Here is a 26,653-nt window from a genome sequence, read left to right as displayed (position 1 = left end):
CCATGATCATCACTCCCGACCTTGAGGCCTCGTTCATTCGCGCCGTGACCATCAGCCTCTACACCTGGCGCCGCGCCGAAACCGATGACCCCATCGACGACGAAGAGCGCTTCGGTTGGTGGGGGGACAGCTATCCAGAAATCGCCGACGACCGTATTGGTTCCCGTCTGTACCTGTTGCGGCGGGTCAAGCTCACAGCGCAAACCCAGCGCGATGCTGAGGCGTATGCCCGTGAAGCGCTGCAATGGCTGCTGGACGATGGGCAGGTGACTGCTATCGACATTGCCAGTGAAAAGGTCGACATCAACCACCTGAACCTGATCCCCACGTTGACGGTGGCCAATGGCGCGCGACTGGAAATCAAACAACCTTCAGCATGGCAGGTGATCTATGCCGTTTGAAACACCTTCGCTACCCGCCCTGATTAGCCGTACGCAGGCCGATTTGGCGAGCGATTCGCTACGCCGCTCCGATGCCCAGGTGCTGGCCCGAACGTTGTCCGGCACAGCCTATGGTTTGTATGGCTACCTCGACTGGATTGTTGAGCAGATCCTGCCCGATCGGGCTGATGAAGAAACCCTTGAGCGGATCGCCGCGCTGCGTCTCAACCAGCCTCGAAAGGCAGCACAGTCCGCCGAAGGGATGGTTAGTTTTTCGGCCGCTGCCGGTGTGCCTCTCGATGCAGGCGTCGTGCTCCAGGCTGGTGATGGTCGCACCTACAAGGTGGCCAACGGCATTACTACTGTCGCGGGGATAAACAGCGTGACGATTACTGCCGTGGATGCGGGGCCACTTGGCAATGCAGATGCCGGCTTGGCTCTGACCCTCGTTCAGCCGGTCGCTGGTATTACGAACACGTTCACAGTGATGCCGCCCGGTCTTGCAGGTGGCATTGCCCGGGAAAGTGTCGAGCTGTTGCGTGCACGCGTGGTCCGCTCCTACCGAGTGATTCCTCACGGTGGCTCGGCCGATGACTACGAAACCTGGGCGCTTGAGGTGGCGGGCATCACCCGGGCCTGGTGCCGTCGCAACTACATGGGGCCAGGCACTGTCGGGTTGTTCGTAATGCGCGACGGGGACGTCGAACCGGTGCCTAACCCAACGCAGTTGGCTGAGGTGAAAACCTACATCGAGCCGCTGCGCCCTGTGACGGCAGAGTTGTACGTGCTGGCCCCGGTCAAGGTGCTGGTGCCTTACACCATCCATGCGGTACCGGACACCAGCGCGGTGCGCGCCGCCATCCAAGCACAGTTGATTGATCTGCATGCTCGTGAGGCGGGGCTGGGTGAAAAACTGCTGCGCACCCATATCGCCGAAGCGGTCAGCGGTTCTTCCGGTGAATCTGATCACGTACTGATTTCGCCGGCGGCGGATGTCGTGGCGGCCACCAATCAGTTGCTGATCTTCGGGGGTATTACATGGGTGTGATCAGGACTGCGGAAGAGTACCGGCTTCAGCTTCAGGGGTTGTTGCCATCGGGCCCGGCTTGGGATCCAGAACTGGTGCCGGAGATCGGCTTGGTGCTGGACGGAGTGTCTGTCGAGTTCTCCCGCCTTGATGCCCGGGCAGTGGACTTGTTGACTGAAATGGACCCCGCTGGTGTCAGCGAACTGGTGCCGGAATGGGAGTCGATCATGGGGCTGCCTGATGCCTGTTTGGGGCCGAACCCGGCATTTGAGGACAGGCGGTTGGCGGTAAGGCGGCGCCTCGTCGAAGTAGGTGGCCAGAGCCGGGCCTACTTTCTGGAGATTGCCGTCAGCCAGGGTTACCCGACCCCGACCATCACCGAACACCGAGCGCCCCGTATGGGGCGTTCTCGTTTTGGGGCGGCGCATTTTGGCACCTGGTACGCGCAGTTCATGTGGACGCTCAACACCGGTGGCCGTCAGCGCAAGGGCCGACGCTTCGGCGTCAGTTACTGGGGGAGCGGTTCGGTACGAACCCGGGCGATGCCCTCGAATGCCTGATCCGCCGGCCGGCGCCGGCTCACACCGTTGTGCACATCAATTATGACTGAGGGGTAAGAACGTGGATTTTCCGAAGAGTGTGCCCAACATTGGGTTGGTGGGTGGTGTGTTCGTTGATGAAGACCAATTGGCGGGGACGCCGGGTTCGTTAATCCCCTCGGCCTGGGGGAACTCCATCACCCAAGAGGTGCTGAATGTCATTGCCGCGGCGGGGTTAGTCCCGTCAGAGGCAGATGTAACCCAGTTGCTCAAGGCAATTCGAGCCATCAATCAGGCAGCTTCCAATACGTTTGCCACGGCCACAGGTACAGCGAACGCAATCGTGGTCGCCTTTAATCCTGCGGTTACCACTCTGACAGATAGCATGGTCGTTCGCGTGCTGCTGGTCGCCAACAATACCGGCGCCACTACTTTGGATATCGGAACCGGTCCCAAAACCGTCAACGGTCTCGCGGATGCCGGTCTTCAAGGCGGGGAGTTGGTAGCAGGTGGTCGCGCCATTTTCATGTGGGCTGCTGCTCAAAATCGCTGGATTCTTTTGTCCTGCCAGGCGGGCGCTTTGCAGGTCAAGCAGGGCACTGCTTCCAGCCACTCGGTAAACAAGTCACAGCTCGGCTGGTTCAGCAACCTTATTGGGGTGAATGTCTCCACAGCGTTCACTGCTTCGAATCTTGGGCAGTTCATCTTCGTTACCACAGCAGGCACCACGCAGACGCTCCCGCCGTTGGCAAGTTGCCCACAGGGCTCAACGATTACATTCGCTGCATTCGCCACCACGACCATCAAGGGCAATGCTGCTGAACTGATCACCAACATCTATAACAACGCCTTCCCCAACAGCATGAATCTGGCTGCTGGTGAGCAAATCACTTACGCGAGTAACACCACCAACTGGTACATCGCTTCCTATGTGCGGGCAGAGGCGGGCGCACCCATCGGCACGGCTTCAAACCTCAAAATGACCGTAGCTACAGCCACGGCTATTGCTTCGGTTACCGCGGACGAAATCGTTGTTGGTACCGCTCTCGGCGGGCAGTCTTATCGATTGTCGGGCTACAACAAGCCGGTGAACCTTGGGATCACCGGAGCTGCGGGTATGGACACGGGAGCAGCTCCGGTCAACGGCTGGGTCGCTTTGTACGCAATTTTCAACCCAACGACAGGTGTGTCCAACATCCTGGCCGTCAACTCTCCAAACACCGTGATGCCAGCTGTGTACGGCGGCGCGAACATGCCGGCAGGCTTCACCGCCTCGGCGCTGCTGACAGTTGTGCCAACTAACGGCAGTGGGCAGTTCAAAGTTTGCGCCGTGAAGGGTAGGAAAATTTATATACAGTTGGCAACTGTGTTTAGCGGTAGTTCAATCGTTTCAAACAACCCGGTATCAATTTCAGGTATCGTCCCTGCGAACGCTATCGAAGCGAGTGGTGAACTTACGGTGGGGAGTTCTGCACTTTCTACAATGAGCCTTACTATTCATCCTGATGCCAGCATTGTCGGCCAACAAAGTATGACAACTACCGTTGGTGCTGGTCAGGCGCTAACTTTGAATTACACCGGGTTGCCGATATCTACAGTCCAGCAGCTTCTGTTTACTTCAAGCAGTACTGCCGGAACTCCGACCTTCAATGTCTACATTGCGAGTTACTCAATATGATATTTGCGCAAATTGAGAAGGATAAAGTAATTGGTATTTTTCAGTCGCCTCAAGATCCTGAGTTTTGGCCAGGAGTTGAAGAAATCGAAGACGACGATCAACGTCTGATCGACTATTTGTCATCCGCAATTGACGTTAAGCTCGGTGACCAACAATGACTCATCTCCGTTACATCGTAGCGGGCGACTCGATCATGAGCTACGCGTACGAGCAAGGTGACGTCTGTGGGGATGCCAGCAAACTGGCGGCAAGCCTTATCCCAACCATGATCGATGTATCGATCTGCAATTTTTCTGGGCCAGGGCAGCGCATGTGTTCTGGCGGGATACCAGGCTTTGGCCTGACGAACCAAAAAACCGCCATCACCTACATTAACGGTGGAAAGAACGCGGATGGCATCATCCTCGCAGTTGGCGTCAATGACTGGGGAGCTCCGGAGGTGGGGGCGATTGAGTTCATCAACACTTATCGCGACTTCATCCGGTTCTGCCAGGCACAAGGGATGAAAGTGGTTGTTTCGTTGCCGGTCTGGAACAACGAAGAGCTGATGCGCAAACCCCATGTTGATGGTTACTGCACCCTTGTGGAATTCAGGCATTACGCTGCGCAGGTGGCGTATGCCGAAGGGGCGAACGTTTTCATCACGGATTGCATCGGGCTAAAAGCAGAGCACTTTGTAGATGGTCTGCACCTGAACGCCAAAGGCCATACCGTGTGGGCATCTGCGCTCGTGTCACAAATGGGAGAATGGGGGCTTTGGCCGTAACGATTTCCGGGCGACGTTTGACTCCAACCACTGTAATATCGCGCGCTGATCATTCTCCGGGAAGAGAAACCCTGCCGTGAAGAAATTTTTACTATTTATCCTCGCTCTTGCCTCGACGACTGCATTCGCCGACGTCCAACACACCAGGTGCATCATCGCCGGTGATTCGATTCAAACATACGTTTATGCAAAGGGCCGCGCGGGTGACGCAAGTAAGCTCACAGCTAGTTTGATTCCAACAATGACCAATGTCTCCATCGCCAATATGTCTGGCGGTGGTCAGCGCATGGCGAGTGGCGGCACGCCAGGGTGGGGGCTCGTAGAAAATCTTCAAGCTCTTTGGTACGTGACTGGAAGTAAGCAGCCGGACTGCATGATTATTACCCTTGGCACCAATGACTGGGGAAGCCCTGAAATCGGGCTTAAAGAGTATGCAGACTCTTACAAGAAAGTTATTGATTACAGCAAAGACAAAGGTGTCACGGTTGTCTGTGTCCTTCCAACTTGGAACAAAGAAGAGAAAGTCCTGAAGCCGCACGCGGATGGCGAATGGACAATTCAACAGTTTCGAGACGAAGCCTCCAAGGTCTGTGGTGATGAAGGGTTAAAAATCTTCGATCCCACGAAAATTGGACTCAAGCCATCAGATTTTCCAGATGGCTTACACATGGGTGCTCACGGTCACCAGATCTTCGCCAAAGCTTTTGTGAAGCAAATGCAGGAATGGAAAATATTCCCGTCTAAAGCATAAATAATTCTGCTAAAGAGCCCGCCAAGTGCGGGCTTTTTCATGCCTGGAGAAAAGCATGCCCATCACCGCGCAGCAACTGCTGCAGATCCTCCCGAACGCCGGCGCCAAAGCCGGCGTTTTTGTTCCTGTCCTCAACACGGCGATGCAGCGGTACCAGATCATTGGCGCCAAGCGGGTCGCCGCGTTCCTCGCCCAGATCGGGCATGAGTCCGGTCAGTTGATCTACGTCCGGGAAATTTGGGGCCCGACTCCGACTCAGGCCAAATATGAGGGGAGGGCAGACCTCGGCAACACAGTGAAGGGAGACGGTTTCAAGTACCGCGGGCGTGGTCTGATCCAGATCACCGGCCGGTCGAATTACGCCGCGTGCGGTGAAGCCCTAGGCATTGATCTGGTCAATCAGCCAGAGCTGCTGGAGCAACCGCAGTGCGCCAGCCAGTCGGCCGCCTGGTTCTGGGCGACCAAAGGGCTGAACACGCTGGCTGATCTCGGTGATTTCGAACGGATCACCCGTCGTATCAATGGTGGGGTCAATGGCCTGTCCGAGCGTCAGGCGTTCTATGCAACAGCGCTGAAGGTGCTGGGATGATTGCCGCACCGTGGAAGGTGATCGGTGCGCTGATGCTGGTACTGATTGGCTCCGCCAGTGCTTGGCAGTTTCAGGACTGGCGCTACACCGTGCAACTCGCCGAGCAATCACGCCTGCACACCGAAACCCTTAACCAGCTGGCGATGGTCGGATCCGCAGCGCAGAAAACCGAGCAAGACAAACGCCTGGTGCTCGAGCAGAAGCTGTCGACCAACGAGAAAACTCACTTCGAGAAATTGACCAATGCTGAAAAAGACCAGGCTCGCCTGCGCGATCGCCTTGCCACTGCTGATCTGCGGCTGTCAGTCCTCATTGACCAAGGTTCAGCCGGTGGCTGTTCAGTGCCTGCCACCCCCGGCGCCGGCGGCGTGGATCATGGCGCCGTACGAGCCGAACTTGACCCAGCGCATGCTCAACGAATTGTCGGCATCACCGGTGAAGGCGATCGAGGATTGATTGCGTTGGCAGCCTGCCAAGCATATGTGCGTGAAATATTGACCGCCAAATGAAGTGATCTTACTTATGCAAAGCCCAGAAATGCGAGATAAGCTTTCCGCATTCCCCAAACAAAAAAACCATAAGATGATAAGCCAAGCACAATGGATATTATATTGAACGCAAAGCCGGTTTTTCGCTTCCATTGTTCTGATGCTGCATAAAACCATTGGCTCAAATAAGTCATACCTGCTGTTACAACTATCGCGAATACACCAATTACAAAAAATGTTAAGGCTTCGGCAAAAACGGGTATCCGGATTTGCTGGGCTTCAGTTAGCTTTCCAATAAACGCAAGAAGCGCGACGGATGCTCCTCCGTTCATGAGTAGAGCCGTCTTAACCGCATTTTGACCGGATTGAATGACAGTGCGAAACATCTCAAGCTGAGAAGCATGATTGTTTTTCGTTTGTTCAACCATGATCTGGAGTTGCGCCTTTAGATGTTCGATTTGATCGGGGGTCATGTCTCCTGGTGCACTTGCCACAACCTGTTCAAGATAGTTAATCAGGTTGTCACAAGGAATGCTTTCGCTGTTGACTCTGATTTCTTTTATGGAATTTAAGAGCTGTGCTGCAAATGCTTTAACACTCATTGGTAATTCCTGCTAAAGGCACTAAATTTTTTATAAGATTAGTTGGCGTTTTTAGATTCATCTACTTGACCGGCGAGCAACTCTTGAAATTTTCGAGCCTCTCGCTCATGAAATCTCTCTGAGATCTTGAGGTCGTAAATCTCCTTGCGGAGGTTTGCGGCCTCTCCGGATCGCGAGCGTAGGTTTGCCATGGCCTCGTCGCGTTGCTGGATGGCTTCTGTATGCATTTCAACCAATTTGAAGATTTTCTCTCGCGCCTCACGTAGAAGAAGGTTCAGTTCGTCGAATTCGTTCTCATACATCCGGAGCTGGTGTCGGCAGGTTTCGAGCGGTGTCGGACTGCCAAACCAGTCGCTGGTATCTTCAATTTCGTATGGGTCCATGACCGGGCCTAATCGATGCTGTTTTTTTGTACAGTAGTCGAGGGGAGACGGAGAAGCGAGGTTGAGTCGACGAAGTGCTGGGCTACTCGCGCTGACCTATTCAGCTGCAACGCTCGAAATTAAAAGAGCGACCGGATTGGATGCGTCAACATCCAGACCGGCCGCCGTACCCGCAGAACGTCCCTGCAAGTCCAGCCAAGGCTCTTGCTCCGTGCACAAAGCGCGGCGAGCCTAGCACCTGTTTATATATACAGTAAAGGTCTTGCTTTCTATGTCCACACCCATCATCCCTTGGATGGGCGGTAAACGCCGCCTAGCCGATCGCCTCATCCCACTTTTTCCGCCTCACGAATGCTACGTCGAAGTCTTCGCCGGCGGCGCCGCGCTCTACTTCATGCGACCCCAGCCATCGCCTGTCGAAGTTCTCAACGACATCAATGGCGATCTGGTCACGCTGTACCGCGTCGTGCAAAACCACCTCGAAGAGTTCGTGCGCCAGTTCAAATGGGCGCTCAGTTCACGCCAGGTGTTCGAATGGCAGAAAATGACCCGCCCCGAAACCCTTACCGACATCCAACGCGCCGCTCGATTCTTCTACCTGCAGCACCATGCCTTCGCCGGTAAGGTCTCCGGGCAGACGTTCGGTACCGCTACCACAGGCCCGGCCATCAACCTGCTGCGGATCGAGGAAAACCTCTCCGCCGCCTGGCAACGGCTATCTGGCACCTACGTCGAAAACCTGCCTTGGCTTGAATGTGCAGAGCGCTATGATCGCGCCCATACTTTTCACTACATGGACCCGCCTTATTGGCAAACTGCTGGCTATGGCGTTGATTTTCCGTATGAGAACTATGAGCGAATGGCCGATTTTATGCGCCGTTGCAAAGGCAAGGTGATGGTCAGCATCAACGATCACCCGGACATCCGACGTGTTTTCGAAGGTTTTTACTTTGAAACACTGGATATCCGTTACACCAACAGCAACCATCGGCACGGAAAGTCTGAGATAAGTGGTGAGCTAGTAATAATGAATTGGACGCCTAACGCGCTAGGCAGTTTATTTTGACCTGAGGATGAACCCACTAATGGAGAACAGATGATTACAACTACGATCGCACAGCTTCTCAAAACGGCCGAGCAAATACTTGACGGTCTTCAAAGTCTGATTTTTTGCTCGCACGCAACAGTAGCTTCCCCGGATCGGTTGCGGGTTAGTCTTGTACTAACGATTGCCGAGCAATTTGAGGCAGTGCTGCGATTAGCGAATGCACAAATGATTACCCATGCAGCCACGCATGCAAGATCAATGATCGAGGCTCTAGTAGCCATGAAGATGCTTGAAACGAGTAGCACCTATGTTGATCAGATGCGATATGAAAAATTAAAAGGCGAGCGACGCGTTTGCAAGGGGATACTTGCTGACCCTCATATTCCTGAAGAACTGAAGTTGTCAATTAAGGAAAGGGACGATGTTTGTCTTTCCGAGTGTGAGGTTTTTCGCGCAGCTGGCCTCAAACCCAGGAGAATAAGCGACGATATAGGAGCTGCGGGGCTAGGCCATTTGGTGGTGCCTTACTCGATGCTTTGCGCTTTCTCGCATAATGATCTGGTTGCATTGGCGTTCCGGCATCAGAGTGAAAAAAGCATGATTTATAAGCGGGCTGATTCCCCGGAGTTTGTAGAGGCAGTTATCTCCACCTCGTTGATGGTACTAATGGATGCCACTGAACAATTCGGCAAAATTATCAAATTTCCTGACAACCATTTCGCTTCGGTTTTTGCGGAAATGAATTCGAAGTGGGCAGATATTCTTTCCAAACGTGTGGGGTGAAATGGACAACAGAGCTCCGCTACCTTGACTGAAGGAGGGTGGAGCTTTGCGTATGTCATCCTCGAGCATGCTCGCATAGTACTTGACAGTTTCCAGTCTGTTCGGAGTGGCGAGACATTCGCTTGTGTTCGATTTCGTAGGGAACGTATGGGGTATCATCCAATGAGAGCTAACAGAAACGCCCACTTACCAAGACTGGAGCCCCATCGATGCAAGTGCATACCCTTGCTGAACAGTTATATTTCACAACGATACGAATCGACACTAATGCACCTGGCGGTGGCCATGGTTCAGGAACAGGTTTTTTCTTCGATCTCATGGTTGATGGACAAAAAAGAGCCTTCATCGTCACGAACAAACATGTGGTTTTTGGTCAGAAGGGTGGGCGAGTTACCTTCATAAGACAAAAAGATGATGGGCAACCTAGCTTGGGTGATGGTTTCAATTTAGAAATCAGCGAGGCTGATTGGGCCGGTATCTGGTTCGGTCACCCGGATCCAGAGGTGGATATTGCGATTTGTGACTTACACCCTTTTTTGAGCTTTATGCACGACCATCATGGAGTCATACCATTTGTCCGCTGCATAGGTTCAGAGCTTATTCCGACCGAAGAACAAAAACGTTCGCTTGATGCTATGGAGTCGGTGACTTTTATCGGATATCCGAATGGTATCTGGGATAGCAAAAATCTCTTGCCTGTTATGAGACAAGGGACAACGGCTACTCCTATTACAGTTGACTTCGAGCAAACTCCTCGCTTCCTCATTGATGCATCAGTATTCGGAGGATCGAGTGGCAGTCCAGTATTTCTTTTCAATCAAGGGTCATATCCTGATAAAGCGGGAGGTTTGATTGCTGGCAGCCGGTTATATTTTTTGGGGGTCGTAGCCGCAGTTTTTTTCCGCACACATTTGAACGAGATTGTAGCAATTCCGATTCCTACCCATTCGAAACCCATGGCTCAACAGCAAGAAATGATCGATTTGGGTGTCGTTTTTAAGGCGCATACCGTTGTCGAAACGATTGACGCCTTCTTGGCTCAACATCCCCGTAAGGCGAATTAGATTTAGGGTAGTAATAGTCTAGAGCCGCATATGGAGGATTCCATTTGCGAGACTTTTGTTCTGTCGAGGGAACTGATGAATCACGAAATTTTGTTCCGCAATTCTGAGTAAGGTGGTCGAACTACGCGGCCGCCAGCGCTATAGAAATCAGCGATTTGAGGAAATAAAATCAATCTAAAGTATTGAAATATAAAGGTTTATGCTCGGACTTAAAATCCCCCGCTCGTAAGGGCGTGCCGGTTCGATTCCGGCTTCGGGCACCATCTAAAATCAAGGGTTTGCGAGCGAAAGCTGATGCAAACCCTTGTTCGTTTCTGGTCCGCAATTTTTAAGTTGCTCCGCAAACAATCCAGTAAATCGCAGTGCCAGCCCCGGGCACACATTACTCACATGCCGTGCTGACAGCCTTCTCGGCGCGCTGGATTTCCTGTTTGACGTCGGTGGTGATGCGCTGCTCTTTGCGTTGTTGACCCAGGAAGGGTTGCTCGCCTCGTGACTTCACTTCTGCATCCGTTGCCGCCACCTTGGCTTCGACAGTGGCGGAGTGTTCAGAAATGACGGCCTCCACCTCTTCCTTGGTGTTGGCGGTATCCAGGGCGTGGATGAGTTTGCCCACTTCGGCCTTTTCTGCTTCGGCGTACCCTTCGACAGACAATCCGGCGGCCATGGCCCTGGCCTGGATCTCTACACCTTTGAGATGCTCCTGGGCTACATGGCACAGCTCATCCTGTCGCCGATTCTTGCTGTCCTGCCAGGTACTCAATCCGTAAGCCAGGGCACCCACACAGGTCACGACCACAGCAGCGCCAATCAATCTGCCTTTCACGTTCACGTACTCTTGAAAGAGGAAAGAGGAGATCGTTCGATTCTGTTTTAGAGTGGAAATACTAGCTCAGGACGCGGGAATAGGGTTACTGGATATGTTTCAGGCAAGGTGCCAGACACCACGCATGCGGGGGATATAGAAACTGCAGGAACGAGTTTGCTCGCGATGATTGCGATAACACCGCGTTTATCCGGACGCGGAAGCATTATCGTTGCGGTCCATCGCGAGCAGGCTCGTCCCTGCATGCAGAGTTGAGTCAGGCGTGTTTGCCCAGCCCGGCCTTGCGCCGGTCATTGCCGTCAGGGTTGCCGCTGTTGATCAGCCGGCGTTCCAGCAGAATGTTTTGCAATGCTTCGCGATCCATCGGGTCGAGTTGATGCTCTCTCTCCTTCAGTTCCAGCAGGATCGGGCTGGACCACTGGCGATAAGTTTGTTCGGCATTACGAATGGATGACATCGCTTCCTCCTTATCAGGCTCCTGCCAATAAAGGCGCCGCAGTTCAATACGAGACAGACCCTAGTCGAGGAAGCCGGGTGTTGCCATGCAGCCCGTCGGCACTCAGGACTGCTGGCTCCAGATCCCTGTCGTTGCGGTGCGCTGGACATATTCGGTAAAGCTTCGCGCTGGGCGCCCCAGCGCCCGTTGCACGCCATCGCCAATAAGCGTGTTGCGTCCATCGAGTACCGTCGTAAACAGATACAGCACCAGATCAATCACCTCGGATGGCAATTGCGCCTGTACCAGTTCGTGTCGATAGGTGTCTGCCGGCACGGTGACGAAAGCAATATCGCGCTTCGCCACGCGGGCGATCTCGGTGACAGCCTCTGCAAAGGTCAACGCACGAGGGCCGGTCAGTTCGTACAGTTGGCCGCTGTGGCCGGGTTGGGTCAGCGCAGCGACAGCGATTTCGGCGATGTCCTCCACGTCGACGAAAGGCTCGGCAACATCACCGACAGGCAACACCAGTTCCCCTTGCAGGATCGGCTCAAGGAAGTGCCCTTCACTGAAGTTCTGGCAAAACCAGCTGGCCCGCAGGATGGTCCAGTCAACGCCACTGTTCTGCACGATGCGTTCAGCCTGTTCCGCTTCTGCTTCTCCACGACCCGATAGCAGCACCAGCTTGTCGACTCCACTTTCGACCGCCAGTTGGGTGAATGCCTGGACTGTCTCGACGGCGCCGGGTACGGCGAGGTCCGGTTGAAAGGAGATGTACGCGGCCTGGACGCCATCAAGGGCTGCGGGCCATGTTGAGCGATCCTCCCAGTCAAAGGGCGGGGTGGCTCCACGGGAGCCCAGTCGCACGGATTGACCTCCTGCTTCGAGCTGCTGAGCGATACGCCGTCCGGTTTTACCCGTGGCGCCGAGAACCAGGATCGTTTGTTGATTGCTGTTCATCGAGTTCATCTCCTTGGTTAATGTGAGTAATGCTCACGTTTAAAAGATGATAGTTCCTCATGTTTTGTCGTCAAACCACGTCGGGAGAAACCCGACGGATGGACATGGGCTATTGGGCGCAGTGAAAGTGGGTGCTAAGGTGAGTCAATGTCACGTTTTCAAATCGGGGAGCAAAGTCGTGCCCAGGAAGTCCAGCGAAGTACTTGATCAACCGGTTGAGCCCATGCGACGCAATCCCACGCAGCAACGCAGTCGCGAACGGCAGGAGCGCATCCTCGCCGTGGCGACCGATTTAATCGCGACCAAGGGCAGCGATCAGCTGAAAATGAGTGAAATCGCCGAACGTTCCGGGATCTCCATCGGCTCGCTGTATCAGTACTTCCCCGATAAAAGCTCTGTGATTCAAACATTGGCTGAGCGCTACAACGCCGAATGCCGTTGCTGCATCGAACAGGCCCTGGGAGCTGTCGTGGATGTGGCGGGGCTGCAAGCGGCGTTCTCCGACTTGCTTGATCAGTACTACGAGATTGTGTTGGCGACGCCTGCGATGCGGGACATCTGGTGTGGCATGCAGGCCGACAAGCAGCTACTGGCGCTGGAGCTGGAGGAGAGTCGGGGTGCAGGTGGTTTGTTGGCCGATGCGATGTTGCGGGTGTACCCACATTGCGATGCACAGAAGGTTCGCGAGTCGGCGTTTCTGATCTGGCATTTGGGTGAGGCAACCGTACGCCTGGCAATCTCCTCTACACCGCAGGAGGGCCGCGGATTGGTCGATACGTTCAAGCGCATGTCATTGCGCGAAATCATTCAGCCGCCTGCCTGAGGGCGTTCGTGCGGCACACATCCGGCGACCAGGGCATTCGAAGGCACTGAGTCGCCGGACACTATCGGTTATACGAAAGGTTGGCCGGCGAACCCACGGGGGAGTCTTTGCAGCCCTGGCATGGCCACCATTCGGTCGATCCAGGCCTGGCGCCAATCGGTCGCCGTCCGGGTGGCTTTGGCCTTGCGTGCTGCGCGTCGTGCGGCGTTGCGCTGGGTCTTGCGCGCCTCCTTGTAGGCGTCTGTATTTCGACAGCTGCGGCATTTGACCCGGTTCAGTTCCTGGGTCGAAACGAGGTTGTTGCCCTTGTGACCGCAGGCCAGGTGCCCGCTGACTTTGAAGTGGGTAACCATTGGAACGTCTCCTTGTGACGTGTGATCGTTGGACCCCACGGGGCTGGCGACGTTCGTTGAAAGTTTCAAGGCAAAAAAATCCCAGCACGGGGCTGGGCTGGTTTACGTCGGGTTGGCGGAGCAGTGAAAAGATCAGGCGGACACGAGCCCCCTGGCGAGACTGTCGTCAGTCATGCCTGCGGTGTCGGCACCTTTCTTCGCAACGAATGCCTGAGCGGCTCATCTGAACCGTGGCAGTGGCCGGTCGACGGGTTTGAGTGCCGACAGCGTGTTGCGGATCAGCGGCGTATCCTTTTCGATGTCGTTCAGGCGATCGCGAATTCGCAGGGCGGTAGGATGCCCGCCTTGATGATCGACCCAATCGGCGATTTCCTTGCACGCTGCGGCCAGGCGAACCTGACGGGAATCGAGCAAGGTGAGCAGGGTGGTGATGGACTCTTTTTCAGACATTGGAAACACCTCCGTTGAGACACCTGACAGGGCAGTAAAAAGCCCGCCTGGGGCGAGCTTGCTACCGATAAGTGCTGAAATTCCAGCTCCCCTCAGTATAGACCCGTAGCAGGCGCGTCAAGGCTCCTCAGCCTTGGCGGACCGTGACTTGTGACCTGGCATTCAGCTGGTGGCAGACGCGCTGCGCGTCGACTTCAAGTTCAAAGCCGTCGCCGAAAAAACCGTTGGTGCGGGTATCGTAGATGCGGTACCAGACAGCGGCATCGGGAGGCGGGTGGCCGGTTTCGCCAGCCCGGCGGCCATGAATGATGATCTTGTTGCAGCGCTTGACGACGAAAATGTCTTCCATGGCTTCACCGCAGCTGATTCATGTACAGATCAACTATAGAAGTCATTTGTAATCGTGCAAAAAATAGACAGCTCAATTCGTCGGTTCAGACGCCAGTTTTTCAAGCAGCATGGCCAGTGCAACTTCCTCGGCGCGCAGGCCCTTGCGCACCCTTGGCCGGGGTAATTCGGCCAATCTGCCCAGCGGAAAACCCTCGAGCACGGCCGGGTGGATGTAGCACTTACGGCAAACCGCCGGGGTATTGCCCAGTTGCCTGGCGACGCTCTTGACCATCTCGACGACATGCCGTTTCGCTTCTGATTCCGGTTGCCACGCAAGCTCGCGCAACACCGAAAGGGCCAGGGCGCTGCCAGCCCAGGTGCGATAGTCCTTGGCGGTGAAATCGGCGCCGGTCAGGGTTTTCAGGTAGGCGTTAACGTCGGCGGAGGTCACGGTGTGGCGCGAGCCCTCTTCATCAAGGTACTGAAACAGGTTTTGCCCGGGGATCTCCTGGCAGCGCTTGACGATCCGCGCCAGGCGCCGGTCCCGCACAGTGATTTGATGTTCGATGCCGCTTTTGCCGCGAAACTGGAACAGGATGGCGCTGCCGTTAATTTCGACATGACGGTCACGCAAGGTGGTCAGGCCGTAGGAGCGGTTGTCCCGGGCGTATTGCGCGTTGCCGACGCGAATCAGCGTGGCATCCAGCAGGGTGATTACGGTGGCCATGACTTTGTCACGGCTGAAACCCGGCGCCGCCAGCAGGGCTTCCAGTTGCTTGCGCAATTTGGGCAGGGCCAGGCCGAAATCCCGCAGACGCGAGTATTTATCGCCATCGCGTACTTCACGCCAACGCGGATGATAGCGGTACTGTTTGCGGCCGCGCGCGTCTCGCCCGGTGGCCTGCAGGTGGCCGCGCGGGTCGGCGCAGATCCACACATCGGTGTAGGCCGGTGGCACCGCCAGAGCGTTGATGCGTTGAACTTCCTCTTGATCGGCGATGCGCTGGCCGGCCGGATCGAAGTAGTGGAACTTGCCCCGCCGTTTCTTGCGGGTGATTCCCGGAAGCGTGTCATCGACGTAGTGCAGATCGCGCGGCAGATCATCGGGCATGGCGATTGTCCTTGGCGAGGAGTCAGGGGCCGTTAATGCCATTGACCGCAGGCCCCGGAAGTCGTGCCAAGTGTCTTACGCCAAAACCGCCACGGCCTTGATCTGCGCCCAGAGTTTCTGGCCCGGCTGCAGGTTCAACTGGTCGCGGGAGAACCGGGTAATGCGCGCCAATAGCGGTGTGCCCGCGGCGTCCAGGCGCACCAGTACATGGGCGGCGTTATCGGCTGGCATTTCGCTGACCACGGTGACGGGCAGTCGATTGAGGATGCTGCTGTGTTCGGCATTGTGCAGGCTCAGGCTCACATCCCGCGCCTGAACCTTGCAGCGCAACGCCTGACCCGGCGACATGGGTGTATGTGCCACGCGGATGTGCAGATCGGAGTCGGGCAGCTGCACCGTCAGCAACTGGTAGTCGGCATCGTAGTGGCTGACGCGAGCTTCGATCACCACGCCGGCTTCGTCGCCCATCGCCAGCGGCAGGTCGAGACGGGCGAGGGTCTGGCCGATGGGGCCGCTGGCCAGCGCCTTGCCTTCGTTGAGCAGCACGATATGGTCGGCCAGTCGCGCCACTTCATCCTGGGAGTGGCTGACGTACAGCACCGGAATGTCCAGCTCGTCGTGCAGCCGTTGCAAGTAAGGCAGAATTTCGCTTTTGCGCCGCGAGTCCAGTGCCGCCAACGGCTCATCCATCAGCAGCAGTTTCGGGCTTGTGAGCAGGGCACGGGCGATGCCGATGCGCTGCCGTTCACCGCCTGACAGATGCTGAGGATGGCGATCGAGCAGATGGCCGATGCCGAGCAATTCGGTAGCGTGGGCCATGTCGACGTGGCGCTGGGATTTGGGAATCCGCTTGAGGCCGAACTCCAGATTGGCCAGCACCGAAAGATGCGGGAACAGGCTGGCTTCCTGAAACACGTAACCCAGAGCGCGTTTATGCGGTGGAACGAAAATCTTGCGCTCACTGTCCAGCCACACTTCGTCATTGACCTGAATGAAACCCTGCTCAGCCCGTTCCAGTCCGGCAATGCAGCGCAGAATCGTAGTCTTGCCCGATCCGGAGTGACCGAACAATGCGGTGACACCACGGCCCGGCAGCTGCAGGTCGACATCCAGGGCAAACCCCGAATAACTCAATTTCAAGCGAGTTTGAATCATCGATCAGCTCCAGCCTGCTTTGGTTTGGCGACTGGAGTAGAGCGCCAGCAACACCGCGAAGGAGAACACCAGCATCGCCCCCGCCAGCCAATGAGCCTGGGCGTATTCCATGGCTTCGACGTGATCGAAGATCTGCACCGAGACCACTCGGGTCTTGTCGGGAATGTTGCCGCCGATCATCAGCACCACGCCGAATTCACCCACGGTGTGGGCGAAGCCGAGGATGGCGGCAGTGATGAAGCCGGGGCGAGCCAGCGGCAGGGTCACGCTGAAGAAGGTGTCCCAAGGGTTGGCGCGCAAAGTGGCGGCCACTTCCAGCGGGCGGGTGCCGATGGCGGAAAAGGCGTTTTGCAATGGCTGGACCACGAAAGGCATCGAGTACAACACCGAGCCGATCACCAGCCCTGCAAAACTGAATGTCAGGGTGCCGAGCCCCAGTGATTGAGTGAACTGGCCGACGAACCCGTGGGGGCCGAGGGCCAGTAGCAGGTAGAACCCGATCACCGTCGGTGGCAACACCAGGGGCAGGGCAACGATTGCCCCGACCGGGCCACGCAACCAGGATCGGGTGCGCGATAGCCATAACGCCAGCGGAGTGCCGACTACCAACAGGATGACGGTCGTCAGGGACGCCAGTTTCAGGGTCAGCCAGATGGCGGAAAAATCGGCACTCGTCAGCGTCATTTAGAGTTGGTAACCGTAGGATTTGATGACAGCAGCGGCTTTCGGGCCTTTGAGGTAGTCAACCAGCGCCTTGGCCGCCGGGTTGTCCTTGCCCTTGTTGAGGATCACCGCATCCTGTTTGATAGGGTCGTGCATATCGGCTGGAACGATCCATGCCGAACCACCGGTGACTTTGCCGTCCTTGTAGATCTGCGACAGGGCGACGAAGCCCAGTTCGGCATTGCCGGTGGACACGAACTGATAGGCCTGGGTGATGTTCTGGCCTTCAACGATCTTGTCCTTGACCTTGTCGGTCAGCCCCAGCTTCGCCAGCACCTGGGTCGCCGCCAGGCCATAAGGCGCGGCCTTCGGGTTGGCGATGGACAGATGCTGATACTGGCTGTCGGTCAGCACTTTACCCTTGGCATCGACGTAACCTTCCTTGGCCGACCACAGCGCCAGAGTGCCGACGGCGTAGGTGAAGCGCGAGCCCTTGACGGTATCGCCCTCTTTTTCCAGTTTTTCCGGCGTGGTGTCGTCCGCCGAAAGGAACACTTCAAATGGCGCACCGTTCTTGATCTGGGTGTAGAACTGACCGGTTGCACCGAACGAGGTCACCAGTTTGTGACCGGTGTCTTTTTCGAAATCGGCGGCGATCGCCTGGATCGGGGCGGTGAAGTTGGCGGCGACAGCCACCTGGACTTCGTCGGCCTGTGCAGAACCGAAGGCCAATACAGAGAGAAGGGTTGCCAGGCAGGTAGGGGCAAAACGTGAGGCACGAATGGTCATGAAACGGCTCCGTTATAAGCAGGTGTTACGAGGGGGTGATTCGTTATATAGCCGAATATATAGCCAAATGCCTGCAAACGGAAATGCCTGTAACAACGACCATGCTCGCGATGAACGTTGACGACCATCGCGAGCAAGCAACAAATGGGTTAGCGGCGAGTCAACCTTGCCAACCCTTCTTCAGCCAAACGCCGGGTCAATTCGGCACTCGTTATTTCGGCCCCCAAAGTAAACGCCTGCCCAGCCCACAAATTGCTGAAATCCGCTTCATCCTTGGCGCGTAGTGGCAGCAGCGCACCACCCGCCAAGGGGAAGGCCGGCGCCTTGTCGTTGGTCGGCCCCAGTTCGCGCATGACCCGATTGAGTATTCCTCGCGCCGGACGACCGGTGAACAGATTGGTCACGGCGGTCTCGCTGGCCTGAGCCGTTCGCAATGCCCTGTGATGCGAGGCGCTGACCTTGGCTTCCGGGGTGAACAGATAAGCCGTTCCCACCTGAACCGCCGAAGCCCCCAGCATGAATGCGGCCGCAACGCCGCGCCCGTCGGCGATGCCGCCGGCGGCAATCACCGGTACTTTCACCGCATCGACCACCTGTGGCACCAGCGCGAAGGTGCCGATCTGGCTGCTCAGGTCATCGCTGAGAAACATCCCTCGGTGTCCGCCCGCTTCGTACCCCATGGCGATGATTGCATCGCAGCCATGTTGCTCGAGCCAGATGGCTTCTTCGACTGTGGTCGCCGAAGACAGAATTTTTGCGCCGGTCGCCTTCACCCGGTCCAGCAGTGATTTTTCCGGCAGGCCAAAGTGGAAACTCACGACTTCGGGGCGAAAGGCCTCGATCACTTCGCAACCCACTTCATCGAATGGCGCGCGATTGGACACGGGGGTCGGCGCCTCGAAGTCGACGCCCAGTTCCCGGTAATAGGGCTCCAGCAGATTTTTCCACTCCCGTGCGCGTTGCTCATCAACAGGCGGTGGCTGGTGGCAGAAAAAATTAACGTTGAGCGGGCGCTGACTGTGTTGGCGAATGGTCGTCAGCTCTTCGCGCAACTGGTCGATGCTGAGCATGGCGGCCGGCATCGAACCCAGGCCGCCGGCGTTGCTGGCGGCGATAACCATCGATGAGTGAGTGGCGCCAGCCATGGGGCCCTGGATGATGGGTAACTCTATGCCGAGCAAGTCAAGAATGCGGGTGTCTGGCCATTGGCTCATGTTGAGTATTCTCCGACTGGGAAACCGGGCAGGGGCGCCAGACCCGGATTTGTAACAGCATGGCCGGGCCGGAGCCAGATGTATTCAAGCGTTGGACACGCCTGTCAGCGTCGATGAAATCCGCCGCCTCCGCCAAAGGAGTGATTCATGAACTGGGATGAGTTTTGAAAATTGTTCATTCGGTTGTTGCCGAACGAGCGCGCCTCGTAGTCGCGGTTGAGATTCTGGACCTGAGTAGTATTCGTCGAATTGAGTCGATTGGTGCCACCGACCATCGATTGCCAGCCGTCATCCGTCTTCTTGTAAACATTGCCATCGTGGCCCGCGTAAACGTTGTTGCCTATTTGTGCGGCGCCACTGTTGTTTCCGCGAACGCTGCGGTAGTCGGTGGTGTTGCCGGTGTTGGGGTTGTAGACAACGCCCCGGTTGGCATTGATCTGATTGCCGGTGTAGACGTTGCCGGCCGTCACGTGCTGACCAGCGATGGCCCCGCCATTGGGACCTGTGGCAACACCTTCGCGCCCGGCCGCGTAGTTGCCGGTGTAGACGTTTTGCACGGCGCCCCTCTGGCCGGCTGCGGCAATGCCGGTGCGCGAGTTGTAGGACGCACCGACCTGACCGGCCCAGCGATTGCCGGTCCAGGCGTTGTACCCGCCACTGTAGCGACTCACCGAGGCGTTATTACCCCACTGGCGGTAGATATTGCCGGTGGTGCCGGCCCAGCCCCCAGGTCCCCAGGCCACCGCACCGCCGTGATAGCCGTAGGCGACGCCGCCCCACGGCATGGGCGCGGGGTACAAATGCGGCCCCCACGCGTAACCCCAGCCGTAATTGCCCCACCAGGGATAGGCGCCCCAGCCCCAACCCACGGCGACCGTGCTGCCACCCCAGCTCCAGCCGAAACCGTAGCCGAACGCCCAGCCGGTCCATGGCGTGTAGCGCATTGCCACGCCGAAACCATAGGTCACCGGCGGGCCATACCAGACGCTGCCGATCCACGGTGTATAGGGATAGCCGGTGCCATACACCACGACGCCGGTGTCGGGATCCAGCGTGGAGCCTTGATAGCCGGGTGTGTAGCCGACCACCACGGTGTCGCCGCTGGCTGAGTAGACTTTTACGTAAGTGAGGTAGTGCAGGGGTGAGCTGGGGGGGATCGAGTAGATCACTGCCGGCACCGAGCTGGCGACCGACCACGGGCCTTGCACCGAAGTGGCCACGAACCAGACACCGTTCTCCACCGCGTACCAGCTCTGGGCATCGACCATGATGATGGGCGTCGGGCTGTTCACCACGTACTGCAACGGCGTGCCCTTGATGCCATTGAGCTGCGGCTGGCCGTCGAATTGCGGCGCAGTCATTTTCAGCTGGCTTTTCTTGACGGCAGAGGTCTGCGGAATGCTGGCAGCGATCGCCGCTTCCTTCGCCTGAGGTGTACCGGCCACCGAGGCCTTGACGTTTTCCTTGGCGCTGTCGTCGGGAATGTTGGCAAAGTCCGCCGGCAATTTATCCGCCGGCACGAACGTCCACGGGCCTTGCATGTCACTGGCGCGGAACCAGCGACCGGAGATCAGCACATAACTGTTCTGGTCACCGATCTCCTTGAAAATATGCCCGGTGGTGTTCGTCACATACAGCAGTTGCGTGCCCTGGATCGGCTGCCATTGCGCGGCGCCGTCGGTGACGATCAATTCCGTGGGTGTCGTGGCGACATGAATCTGTGGCACAGGCGGTTTGCTCAGGCTCGGAACCTTGTCCTTCGGATCGCTCTGGCCCGTCAGCAGGTCCACCTGCCGGCCCTGGATCGCTGCACGCTTGGCTTTTTCCAGGTCGGCCGAGGGAGAGGATAACGGGGCATACGGGCCGCTCACCGCATCTGCCGCCATCCAGCCATCAAACACATGCAGGTAATGCTTGCCCTGAGCATCTTTGAGCATCAGCGGACGGGTGTTGATCACCCGTTGCAGCGCCGTGCCTTCGACGGGGCGATACGTCGGCTCACCGTCGATGTACACCAGAATGGCCGGGACCTCGGAGCTGATGATGGTCGGTGGAGTGTTGTCCAGGGGCTCGCCGCTGGCTTTCTGTTCGGCGGCGACCGTGCCGAGCGCGGCTTCGAGTTGATCGAGGGAAATGGTTTTCTTGCGGTTCAATGCATCGTTTTTCAGCAACTGCATCCAGTCGTCGAGGTTGGCCGCGCTGGAGGGAAAATCGACTTTGGTAAGGGTGTACTGATCCAGTTCGACCCAGCGGGTGGCCTTGTCCACGAGGGTATGGGCACTGAATTGGACGATGCCAAAAGTGGATTTGCCATCCTTGTCCGTGACCTCGACAGCGGCCCGTGCCTGCAAGGTGAAACCGTCCCAGCTGTCGAGCTGCGGCTGATAGATCGTCAGCTTGTCGTCGCCGTTGGTCTGCACCTGAGGCCAGCTTGGCGCATCAGGGGGCGGGGTTGGCGTGGGCGCGGCATGGACGTTGGCAAGGCTTATCAGACAAAACATCAGCACCGCGGCAAACGAGCGTAGCAAAGACATGGTCAACTCCATCGACAGGGCCGTTTTCGCGGTTTTCTACGACCGCGAAAAAAGCATAGCCGTCCCTGTAGGAGCGAGCCTGCTCGCGATGGAGGTTAACGATGACGCTGGGTACCTGACACCCCACTGCGCTTTCGAGTCCATCGCGAGCAGGCTCGCTCCTACAGCAATGAAGTGTCAGGTAGAGCTTTCCCGATCAAGCAACTGCCGTTTGCGTTCCACACCCCAACGATACCCCGACAGATTGCCATCGCTGCGCACCACGCGATGGCAGGGGATAGCTACCGCCAGGCTGTTCGCGCCGCAGGCTTGCGCCACCGCGCGAACGGCTTTTGGCGCGCCGATTCGCTGGGCGATATCGGCGTAGCTGGCGGTACTGCCCACGGGTATCTCGCGCAAGGCTTGCCATACCCGTTCCTGAAACGCCGTGCCGCGCACATCCAGTGGCAAATCCAGGCCCAGGGCCGGTGCTTCGATAAAACCCACGACCCTGGCAATCAGCTGTTCGAAGTTCCGGTCAGCACCGATCAGATTGGCCCGACGGAATTTGTCCTGCAGGTCATGGACCAGTTGCTGCGGATCATCGCCCAGCAGGATGGCGCAAACACCACGTTCGCTTTGCGCCACCAGAATCGCCCCGAGGGAGCACTGGCCAACGGCAAATCGAATGTCATTGTTCTGGCCGGCAGCACGGTAGTCGGCGGGCTTCATGCCCAGTACCTGATCCGCCGCCTCATAAAAGCGGCTGTTGGAGTTGAAACCGGCGTCGTACAGGGCGTCGGTGATCGAGGTGCCATCCGTCAGCCGCTCCCGGATTCGGCGTGAACGATGGGCGGCGGCGTATCCCCGGGGCGTCAGGCCGGTCACGGCCTTGAACACACGATGAAAATGAAAGCTGCTCAGCCCTGCATCCCGCGCCAGTTCGTTCAGTGCCGGGAGCTCTTCGGCCGTTTCGATCTGACGGCAGGCGGCAGCCACGGTCGCGGCATGTTGAGCGGCCAGGTCACTCTGATCCTTTGCCGCGCGTTTGCTCGGGCGATAACCCGCCGCCTGCGCCTGCTCGGCGGTTTCAAAGAACTCGACATTCTGCGGTTTCGGCAAGCGCGCCAGGCTGCTGGGGTTGCAGTAGATCCCGGTGGTTTTCACCGCATAAACGAACTGTCCGTCCGCCTGTGGATCGCGGGCGACAACGGCGGCCCAGCGTGGATCGTTTTCGGTGCTGATCTTTGTGGTTTGGCTTGTCATGGCTTTGTTCCCGTTGACCCGTTTCCCACAGATTAATGACCTGCCAATACCCCTGCACTCCGGTGCTTGCGGTCAAACTCCGGCGCGTCTAAACGTGAAGTTGATCCGCTGCTCGCCGAAGATCGAGTGTCGGCCATCCTTGATCGGCAGGACGCCGTGATAGCGCAAGCGATCCACGCCGCCCCAGACCACGATGTCGCCATGGAGCAAGGGCACCCGTTGAGATTTGGCACTGCGCACGAACCCGCCGAACAGGAACATGGCCGGCAAACCCAGCGACACCGAAACGATAGGCGCTGCGTAGGACTTTTCGTCTTTGTCCTGATGCAATGACATTTTTGCGCCGGGGACATAGCGGTTGATCAGGCAGGAATCTGGCTCGAAACCTGCGAATCCGGCCTCCCGTGCCGCCGCCTGCGCCAACTGGAAAAACACCTCGGGCATCGATGGCCAGGGTCGGCCTGTTTGCGGATCGTCGCGGGTGTAGCGATACCCACTGCGATCGGTGGTCCAGCCCCAGGTTCCGCAGCTGCTCAAGGCAACTGACATGGTGAAACCGCCCGGGGTGATCATTTGCCGAAACGGCGCGGCAGCCAGCACCGCCTCCAGTGCGGGCAGCAAACGCTCCAGCCAAGGTAGGGCAAAGCCTCGCAATACGAAGGACTGTTCGCCGATCTGCTCGCGGCGCGGCTGTTGCTCCAGCTCGGTATCGGCAAACAAGTCAAAGTTCGTCGGGTTCATGGTCATGACGCATCGTGAAAGATAATGCCCAGGGTATGCCGTTTTCCACTGTGCAGGCGGCTGACGCCATGGCGCAGGGTAACCCGGTAATAGCCTCGCGTGCCTTTGACCGGGCGTTGATTGACCGCGAAGATCAAGCCGTCGCCTTTCTTCAGGCCGATGACCTGTGGGCGTGACTGCATGCGCGGTCGCTGTTCGGTCAGGACAAACTCGCCACCGGTAAAGTCTTCCCCCGGTTCTGACAGCAGTATCGCCACTTGCAGTGGGAAAACGTGCTCGCCGTACAGGTCCTGATGCAGGCAGTTGTAGTCCTGAGGGCCGTACTGCAGCAATAACGGAGTGGGACGTTGCTGACCGGCGGCATGGCAACGTTCGAGGAAGGCGTCATGGCTTTCTGGAAAGCGCTCGGGCAAGCCCATCTGCTCGTACCAGCGGTTGGCAATCGGCACCAGTCGCGGATAGAGCGCGCTGCGCAGGCGAGCGATCAGAGCCGGCAAGGGGTAGCGAAAGTACTTGTATTCGCCACGGCCGAAGCCGTGGCGGGCCATGATCACTTGCGAACGAAAGGGGTCGGATTGGCCATACAAGGCGCTGATTTCATCACAAGCCTTGGGGCTCAACAGTGACGTGATGACCGCACAGCCATCCTGATCGAGCTGTTGTTCCAGCAAGGGCCAATTCAGCCTGTTCAGGTATTGCTCACTCATTACCGGACCTCACGTGATTGAGGTGACCAGTCTGGGATGCATCGACGATGCGGACACTCCGGCGCTTGCGGTCGAACTCCTGTTTACAGCGCCTTGCTGACGCTGATGTCGCTGATGACGTCCTCGCCCTGGCCGTGCAAGGCGTCCAGCGCAGCCCTGGCTTCTTCTTCGGTGCCGTTTTCCAGCTGGGCGAATTCGAAGCGGCGTTCGCCGTTGAGCTTGTATTTGATTACGTACTTGGTCGTCTGGGCCACGGTCATACCTGTCTGTCTGACGCTCTGTCGAGGAGCGCAAAGGGTTACTCAGCTGAGTTTGGAGCTGGAGCGGCGGATGATTTTGATCGAGTGGGTCAGGGTCGGTTTGCGCGTCACGCTGATCGCCCGGCGGCTGACGGTGTCGATGGTGATGTTCCAGAAACCGGTGCTCGGCGCGGTGATGCGGGCAGGGAAGGTGTCGAATGCGCCGCCGTGATAGGTATGACGGCCGCCATTCTTGAAGCTGCGGAAGTTGGCGTCGTTCATCAAGCGGATGTTGCAGGTCTGCGAGCATTGGATGACGACGATGTCGTCTTCATTGAGGTGCTCGCGCTGGTGAATAAATTTCATGTGGACGCCTCCGGAAGGGCTTTTTCTACAAAATCAAAACGATGGGCGCAGTTTATCAGCCTGCAGACGTAAATATCGCGCTGCCTGAGGTCGCTTTGACAATTTAAGGACGTTCCCGGGCGTAGGCTGAACAATAAATGCGGTTGGCCTCGGAGAAAAATCGTGTTTGTGCGGTCGGACGGTCTTTATCGGAGGTTTGATATGAAGTGGTGTGTGTGGGGCCTGCCATGGGTGCTGGCATTGGGTGGTTGCGCAAGTGTGTCGGAAATCAATCAGACGCTGCCCACCATGAACGTGATCTCCGGCAAGAAACCCCATGAGTATGCGCAATGCCTGAGCGAAAAACTCGCCAGCAGTCGCGGAGCCTTGCAAATCGAGCCACATAAGGACGGCGTGCGGGTGATCGTGCCGCAGAAACTGTCATCGGGGCCGACGGCGGTATTTGATATTGAAGAGCGCTCCGGTGGCAGCAGTATCAAGCTCCACGAGAGCATGTCCAACGTGCCGGTGCGGCCAAAGGATGTGCAAAATGCCGCGAACGCGTGCATTTCTGGCTGATAGACTATGAAAATTCAATAAAAATGCCGCCAGGGCCAGGCTTTGGCGGCATTTTCATTTTCTGGAGTCAGGCATGAAGCGCGAGCAGGTACGGGAGCGATACGCAGAGGGTCTTATCTGCGCCACCCACGTCATTCAAAATCCGGCGAATCTTGGAGAGTGGATCGTTTTTTTCAAGAAAAGCGCCGGACGCAGCTATTTTCTGGTGGATGACAGCGATGAAGTCGAATCCTTCGCGCGCCTCGACGATCTGATCGAGACGTTACGCGGCCTGGGGATCAAGTTCGCCGAAATCCATCTGTAGAGCACGGCGCCTTACTTGCAGACCACCACCACGCTGCGGTTTTTGTAGTTGCCAACATCAACGCCCAGGGTCTTGTCGCTTTCTTCAGGCTTCGGAGTGCCATCGGTGCCGACGATGCGGTAGCCGGTGCCAGCACACGAGGCGTCCGCTTTTTCATAGCAGCTCGCCCACGAGTTGGCTTCCCCGGAGCAATCGATGGCCAGGCCCTGTTCCCCGTTGTTCAAATAGGTGGTTTCGGAAGTGGCGCAGCCACCCAGAGCCAGTACTGCGATCAGTGGCAAGAATTTGGTCATGTCGTTGTCGTCGTCAAAGTGGTGGGCATAGCCTGTGACAGCGGCGAATGCAAAAGGTTATAGCCAAAGGCCACTTCTGTTGAGCATTCACAAAAAAGCCCTGTAATGGCAGGGCTGTGTGCGCACTGATGTCGATCAGTTCTTTTCCTTGCCGCGCTTCTTCGGCTCGGGGTGCTCAAGCTCCAGAACGGTCGCCACTTCAACGGCCATGGCTTCGGTGGGAAATGGCCCGGCGATCTTCTCGCCCGCCGCGCTGTCGATCGACCATTGGCCGTCGTTCGTCTTGTTGATCAGGTACCCGTTGACAATCTTTGCTGCCGACATCTATCTGCCTCGTTGGCTGGTTCAATCGCGCCATCATAGCGCCAAATGCCGGCAAGGGAGGAGGGAGGTTTCAGTTGACAAGCGTGCAAATGTGCCGGTCTCTGCTATCACTAACAGGCTGCTGTCGGCCGAAA

35 protein-coding genes and 1 pseudogene are annotated in these 26,653 nt (G+C 57.2%); 15 read left to right on the top strand and 21 right to left on the bottom strand.

Annotated elements, in window-relative coordinates:
• Positions 1 to 2: 2 nt before the first annotated feature.
• The 9 genes and pseudogenes from DKY63_RS05635 (at position 3) to DKY63_RS05600 (ending at position 6,239) form a co-directional block, all read left to right on the top strand.
• A complete protein-coding gene (locus DKY63_RS05635) occupies positions 3 to 401 on the top strand; it encodes a phage GP46 family protein (RefSeq protein ID WP_110963188.1) in 399 nt (132 codons plus the stop codon).
• Positions 391 to 1,428, top strand: coding sequence for a baseplate J/gp47 family protein (locus DKY63_RS05630; RefSeq protein ID WP_110963187.1), 1,038 nt, complete (start codon positions 391 to 393; stop codon positions 1,426 to 1,428). The genes DKY63_RS05635 and DKY63_RS05630 overlap by 11 nt, the downstream gene beginning before the upstream one ends.
• Positions 1,419 to 2,017, top strand: a pseudogene (locus DKY63_RS05625) (YmfQ family protein). The gene DKY63_RS05630 and the pseudogene DKY63_RS05625 overlap by 10 nt, the downstream one beginning before the upstream one ends.
• Before the next feature lie 11 nt (positions 2,018 to 2,028).
• Positions 2,029 to 3,624, top strand: a complete 1,596-nt coding sequence (locus DKY63_RS32610; RefSeq protein ID WP_239499378.1) for a hypothetical protein — start codon at positions 2,029 to 2,031, stop codon at positions 3,622 to 3,624.
• A complete protein-coding gene (locus DKY63_RS32135) occupies positions 3,621 to 3,782 on the top strand; it encodes a hypothetical protein (protein WP_162634875.1) in 162 nt (53 codons plus the stop codon). The genes DKY63_RS32610 and DKY63_RS32135 overlap by 4 nt, the downstream gene beginning before the upstream one ends.
• Positions 3,779 to 4,390 carry an SGNH/GDSL hydrolase family protein gene (locus tag DKY63_RS05615; RefSeq protein ID WP_110963186.1) on the top strand — a complete coding sequence of 204 codons (612 nt, stop codon included), beginning with the start codon at positions 3,779 to 3,781 and terminating at the stop codon, positions 4,388 to 4,390. Before DKY63_RS32135 ends, DKY63_RS05615 begins: the two co-directional genes overlap by 4 nt.
• A gap of 76 nt (positions 4,391 to 4,466) precedes the next feature.
• Entirely contained in the window at positions 4,467 to 5,141 is a 675-nt protein-coding gene (locus DKY63_RS05610) for an SGNH/GDSL hydrolase family protein (protein WP_110963185.1), read from the top strand.
• 55 nt (positions 5,142 to 5,196) lie between these two features.
• A complete protein-coding gene (locus tag DKY63_RS05605; protein WP_110963184.1) occupies positions 5,197 to 5,730 on the top strand; it encodes a glycoside hydrolase family 19 protein in 534 nt (177 codons plus the stop codon).
• Positions 5,730 to 6,239 (top strand): lysis system i-spanin subunit Rz, encoded by a 510-nt coding sequence (locus DKY63_RS05600; protein WP_110967853.1) that lies wholly within the window; start codon positions 5,730 to 5,732, stop codon positions 6,237 to 6,239. Before DKY63_RS05605 ends, DKY63_RS05600 begins: the two co-directional genes overlap by 1 nt.
• A gap of 11 nt (positions 6,240 to 6,250) precedes the next feature.
• On the opposite strand, the gene DKY63_RS05595 is transcribed toward DKY63_RS05600, so the two are convergent.
• Positions 6,251 to 6,820 carry a hypothetical protein gene (locus tag DKY63_RS05595; protein WP_110963183.1) on the bottom strand — a complete coding sequence of 190 codons (570 nt, stop codon included), beginning with the start codon at positions 6,818 to 6,820 and terminating at the stop codon, positions 6,251 to 6,253.
• 38 nt (positions 6,821 to 6,858) lie between these two features.
• A complete protein-coding gene (locus DKY63_RS05590; RefSeq protein ID WP_110963182.1) occupies positions 6,859 to 7,203 on the bottom strand; it encodes a hypothetical protein in 345 nt (114 codons plus the stop codon).
• A 271-nt stretch (positions 7,204 to 7,474) separates the two neighbouring features.
• Between DKY63_RS05590 and DKY63_RS05585 the strand changes: the two genes are divergently transcribed.
• From DKY63_RS05585 to DKY63_RS05575, 3 genes are all read left to right on the top strand, one after another.
• Positions 7,475 to 8,269, top strand: coding sequence for a DNA adenine methylase (locus DKY63_RS05585; RefSeq protein WP_110963181.1), 795 nt, complete (start codon positions 7,475 to 7,477; stop codon positions 8,267 to 8,269).
• A gap of 30 nt (positions 8,270 to 8,299) precedes the next feature.
• The gene (locus DKY63_RS05580; protein ID WP_110963180.1) at positions 8,300 to 9,034 is read left to right on the top strand and encodes a DUF5677 domain-containing protein; all 735 of its coding nucleotides are present in this window, start codon (positions 8,300 to 8,302) and stop codon (positions 9,032 to 9,034) included.
• A 209-nt stretch (positions 9,035 to 9,243) separates the two neighbouring features.
• Positions 9,244 to 10,098 carry a trypsin-like peptidase domain-containing protein gene (locus DKY63_RS05575; protein ID WP_110963179.1) on the top strand — a complete coding sequence of 285 codons (855 nt, stop codon included), beginning with the start codon at positions 9,244 to 9,246 and terminating at the stop codon, positions 10,096 to 10,098.
• Positions 10,099 to 10,480: 382 nt separating this feature from the next.
• Here the strand turns inward: DKY63_RS05575 and DKY63_RS32350 are convergent, their stop codons facing one another.
• The 3 genes from DKY63_RS32350 to DKY63_RS05560 form a co-directional block, all read right to left on the bottom strand.
• Positions 10,481 to 10,924, bottom strand: a complete 444-nt coding sequence (locus DKY63_RS32350) for a hypothetical protein (RefSeq protein ID WP_204354298.1) — start codon at positions 10,922 to 10,924, stop codon at positions 10,481 to 10,483.
• Positions 10,925 to 11,180: 256 nt separating this feature from the next.
• Positions 11,181 to 11,381 carry a hypothetical protein gene (locus tag DKY63_RS05565; protein ID WP_110963178.1) on the bottom strand — a complete coding sequence of 67 codons (201 nt, stop codon included), beginning with the start codon at positions 11,379 to 11,381 and terminating at the stop codon, positions 11,181 to 11,183.
• A gap of 102 nt (positions 11,382 to 11,483) precedes the next feature.
• The gene (locus tag DKY63_RS05560) at positions 11,484 to 12,320 is read right to left on the bottom strand and encodes an NAD(P)H-binding protein (protein ID WP_110963177.1); all 837 of its coding nucleotides are present in this window, start codon (positions 12,318 to 12,320) and stop codon (positions 11,484 to 11,486) included.
• Between the two features lie 223 nt (positions 12,321 to 12,543).
• On the opposite strand from DKY63_RS05560, the gene DKY63_RS05555 reads away from it, so the two are divergent.
• Positions 12,544 to 13,143, top strand: a complete 600-nt coding sequence (locus DKY63_RS05555; protein WP_430523142.1) for a TetR/AcrR family transcriptional regulator — start codon at positions 12,544 to 12,546, stop codon at positions 13,141 to 13,143.
• A 68-nt stretch (positions 13,144 to 13,211) separates the two neighbouring features.
• Here DKY63_RS05555 and DKY63_RS05550 read toward each other — a convergent pair whose 3' ends face one another.
• The 14 genes from DKY63_RS05550 to DKY63_RS05490 form a co-directional block, all read right to left on the bottom strand.
• Positions 13,212 to 13,496 (bottom strand): hypothetical protein, encoded by a 285-nt coding sequence (locus DKY63_RS05550; protein ID WP_110963175.1) that lies wholly within the window; start codon positions 13,494 to 13,496, stop codon positions 13,212 to 13,214.
• Positions 13,497 to 13,715: 219 nt separating this feature from the next.
• Positions 13,716 to 13,946 (bottom strand): hypothetical protein, encoded by a 231-nt coding sequence (locus DKY63_RS05545; protein ID WP_034147138.1) that lies wholly within the window; start codon positions 13,944 to 13,946, stop codon positions 13,716 to 13,718.
• A 127-nt stretch (positions 13,947 to 14,073) separates the two neighbouring features.
• The gene (locus DKY63_RS05540; protein WP_110963174.1) at positions 14,074 to 14,295 is read right to left on the bottom strand and encodes a hypothetical protein; all 222 of its coding nucleotides are present in this window, start codon (positions 14,293 to 14,295) and stop codon (positions 14,074 to 14,076) included.
• Between the two features lie 72 nt (positions 14,296 to 14,367).
• Positions 14,368 to 15,387 (bottom strand): DNA topoisomerase IB, encoded by a 1,020-nt coding sequence (locus DKY63_RS05535; protein WP_110963173.1) that lies wholly within the window; start codon positions 15,385 to 15,387, stop codon positions 14,368 to 14,370.
• 75 nt (positions 15,388 to 15,462) lie between these two features.
• On the bottom strand, positions 15,463 to 16,542 hold the full coding sequence (gene modC, locus DKY63_RS05530) for a molybdenum ABC transporter ATP-binding protein (RefSeq protein WP_110963172.1): 1,080 nt from the start codon (positions 16,540 to 16,542) through the stop codon (positions 15,463 to 15,465).
• Positions 16,543 to 16,545: 3 nt separating this feature from the next.
• The gene (gene modB, locus DKY63_RS05525) at positions 16,546 to 17,226 is read right to left on the bottom strand and encodes a molybdate ABC transporter permease subunit (protein WP_110963171.1); all 681 of its coding nucleotides are present in this window, start codon (positions 17,224 to 17,226) and stop codon (positions 16,546 to 16,548) included.
• Positions 17,227 to 17,994 carry a molybdate ABC transporter substrate-binding protein gene (gene modA, locus DKY63_RS05520; RefSeq protein ID WP_110963170.1) on the bottom strand — a complete coding sequence of 256 codons (768 nt, stop codon included), beginning with the start codon at positions 17,992 to 17,994 and terminating at the stop codon, positions 17,227 to 17,229.
• Between the two features lie 149 nt (positions 17,995 to 18,143).
• Positions 18,144 to 19,208: an NAD(P)H-dependent flavin oxidoreductase gene (locus DKY63_RS05515; protein ID WP_110963169.1), complete on the bottom strand. Its 1,065-nt coding sequence runs from the start codon at positions 19,206 to 19,208 to the stop codon at positions 18,144 to 18,146.
• Between the two features lie 104 nt (positions 19,209 to 19,312).
• Positions 19,313 to 21,742 carry an autotransporter gene (locus DKY63_RS05510; protein WP_110963168.1) on the bottom strand — a complete coding sequence of 810 codons (2,430 nt, stop codon included), beginning with the start codon at positions 21,740 to 21,742 and terminating at the stop codon, positions 19,313 to 19,315.
• Positions 21,743 to 21,919: 177 nt separating this feature from the next.
• Positions 21,920 to 22,987, bottom strand: coding sequence for a bifunctional DNA-binding transcriptional regulator/O6-methylguanine-DNA methyltransferase Ada (gene ada / locus DKY63_RS05505; RefSeq protein WP_110963167.1), 1,068 nt, complete (start codon positions 22,985 to 22,987; stop codon positions 21,920 to 21,922).
• A gap of 72 nt (positions 22,988 to 23,059) precedes the next feature.
• Complete coding sequence (alkB, locus tag DKY63_RS05500; RefSeq protein ID WP_110967851.1) at positions 23,060 to 23,728, bottom strand: DNA oxidative demethylase AlkB; 669 nt, start codon at positions 23,726 to 23,728, stop codon at positions 23,060 to 23,062.
• Between the two features lie 2 nt (positions 23,729 to 23,730).
• Complete coding sequence (locus DKY63_RS05495; protein ID WP_110963166.1) at positions 23,731 to 24,435, bottom strand: 2OG-Fe(II) oxygenase; 705 nt, start codon at positions 24,433 to 24,435, stop codon at positions 23,731 to 23,733.
• A gap of 83 nt (positions 24,436 to 24,518) precedes the next feature.
• A complete protein-coding gene (locus DKY63_RS32345; RefSeq protein ID WP_204354383.1) occupies positions 24,519 to 24,689 on the bottom strand; it encodes a hypothetical protein in 171 nt (56 codons plus the stop codon).
• Between the two features lie 48 nt (positions 24,690 to 24,737).
• Positions 24,738 to 25,040 carry a DUF1883 domain-containing protein gene (locus tag DKY63_RS05490; protein ID WP_039768744.1) on the bottom strand — a complete coding sequence of 101 codons (303 nt, stop codon included), beginning with the start codon at positions 25,038 to 25,040 and terminating at the stop codon, positions 24,738 to 24,740.
• Between the two features lie 201 nt (positions 25,041 to 25,241).
• Here DKY63_RS05490 and DKY63_RS05485 point away from each other — a divergent pair, with 201 nt between their 5' ends.
• Positions 25,242 to 25,598 (top strand): hypothetical protein, encoded by a 357-nt coding sequence (locus tag DKY63_RS05485; RefSeq protein WP_110963165.1) that lies wholly within the window; start codon positions 25,242 to 25,244, stop codon positions 25,596 to 25,598.
• 73 nt (positions 25,599 to 25,671) lie between these two features.
• Entirely contained in the window at positions 25,672 to 25,902 is a 231-nt protein-coding gene (locus tag DKY63_RS05480) for a hypothetical protein (RefSeq protein ID WP_110963164.1), read from the top strand.
• Positions 25,903 to 25,913: 11 nt separating this feature from the next.
• On the opposite strand, the gene DKY63_RS05475 is transcribed toward DKY63_RS05480, so the two are convergent.
• Together DKY63_RS05475 and DKY63_RS05470 are read right to left on the bottom strand one after the other, a co-directional pair.
• Entirely contained in the window at positions 25,914 to 26,195 is a 282-nt protein-coding gene (locus tag DKY63_RS05475) for a hypothetical protein (RefSeq protein WP_110963163.1), read from the bottom strand.
• Between the two features lie 135 nt (positions 26,196 to 26,330).
• Positions 26,331 to 26,519 (bottom strand): hypothetical protein, encoded by a 189-nt coding sequence (locus DKY63_RS05470; RefSeq protein WP_110963162.1) that lies wholly within the window; start codon positions 26,517 to 26,519, stop codon positions 26,331 to 26,333.
• Between the last annotated feature and the right edge of the window lie 134 nt (positions 26,520 to 26,653).

Source organism: Pseudomonas putida, assembly GCF_003228315.1.
Classification (GTDB): domain Bacteria; phylum Pseudomonadota; class Gammaproteobacteria; order Pseudomonadales; family Pseudomonadaceae; genus Aquipseudomonas; species Aquipseudomonas putida_S.
Note: the sequence above shows the minus strand (reverse complement) of the source record. Positions and strands in the feature narration are given on the sequence as shown.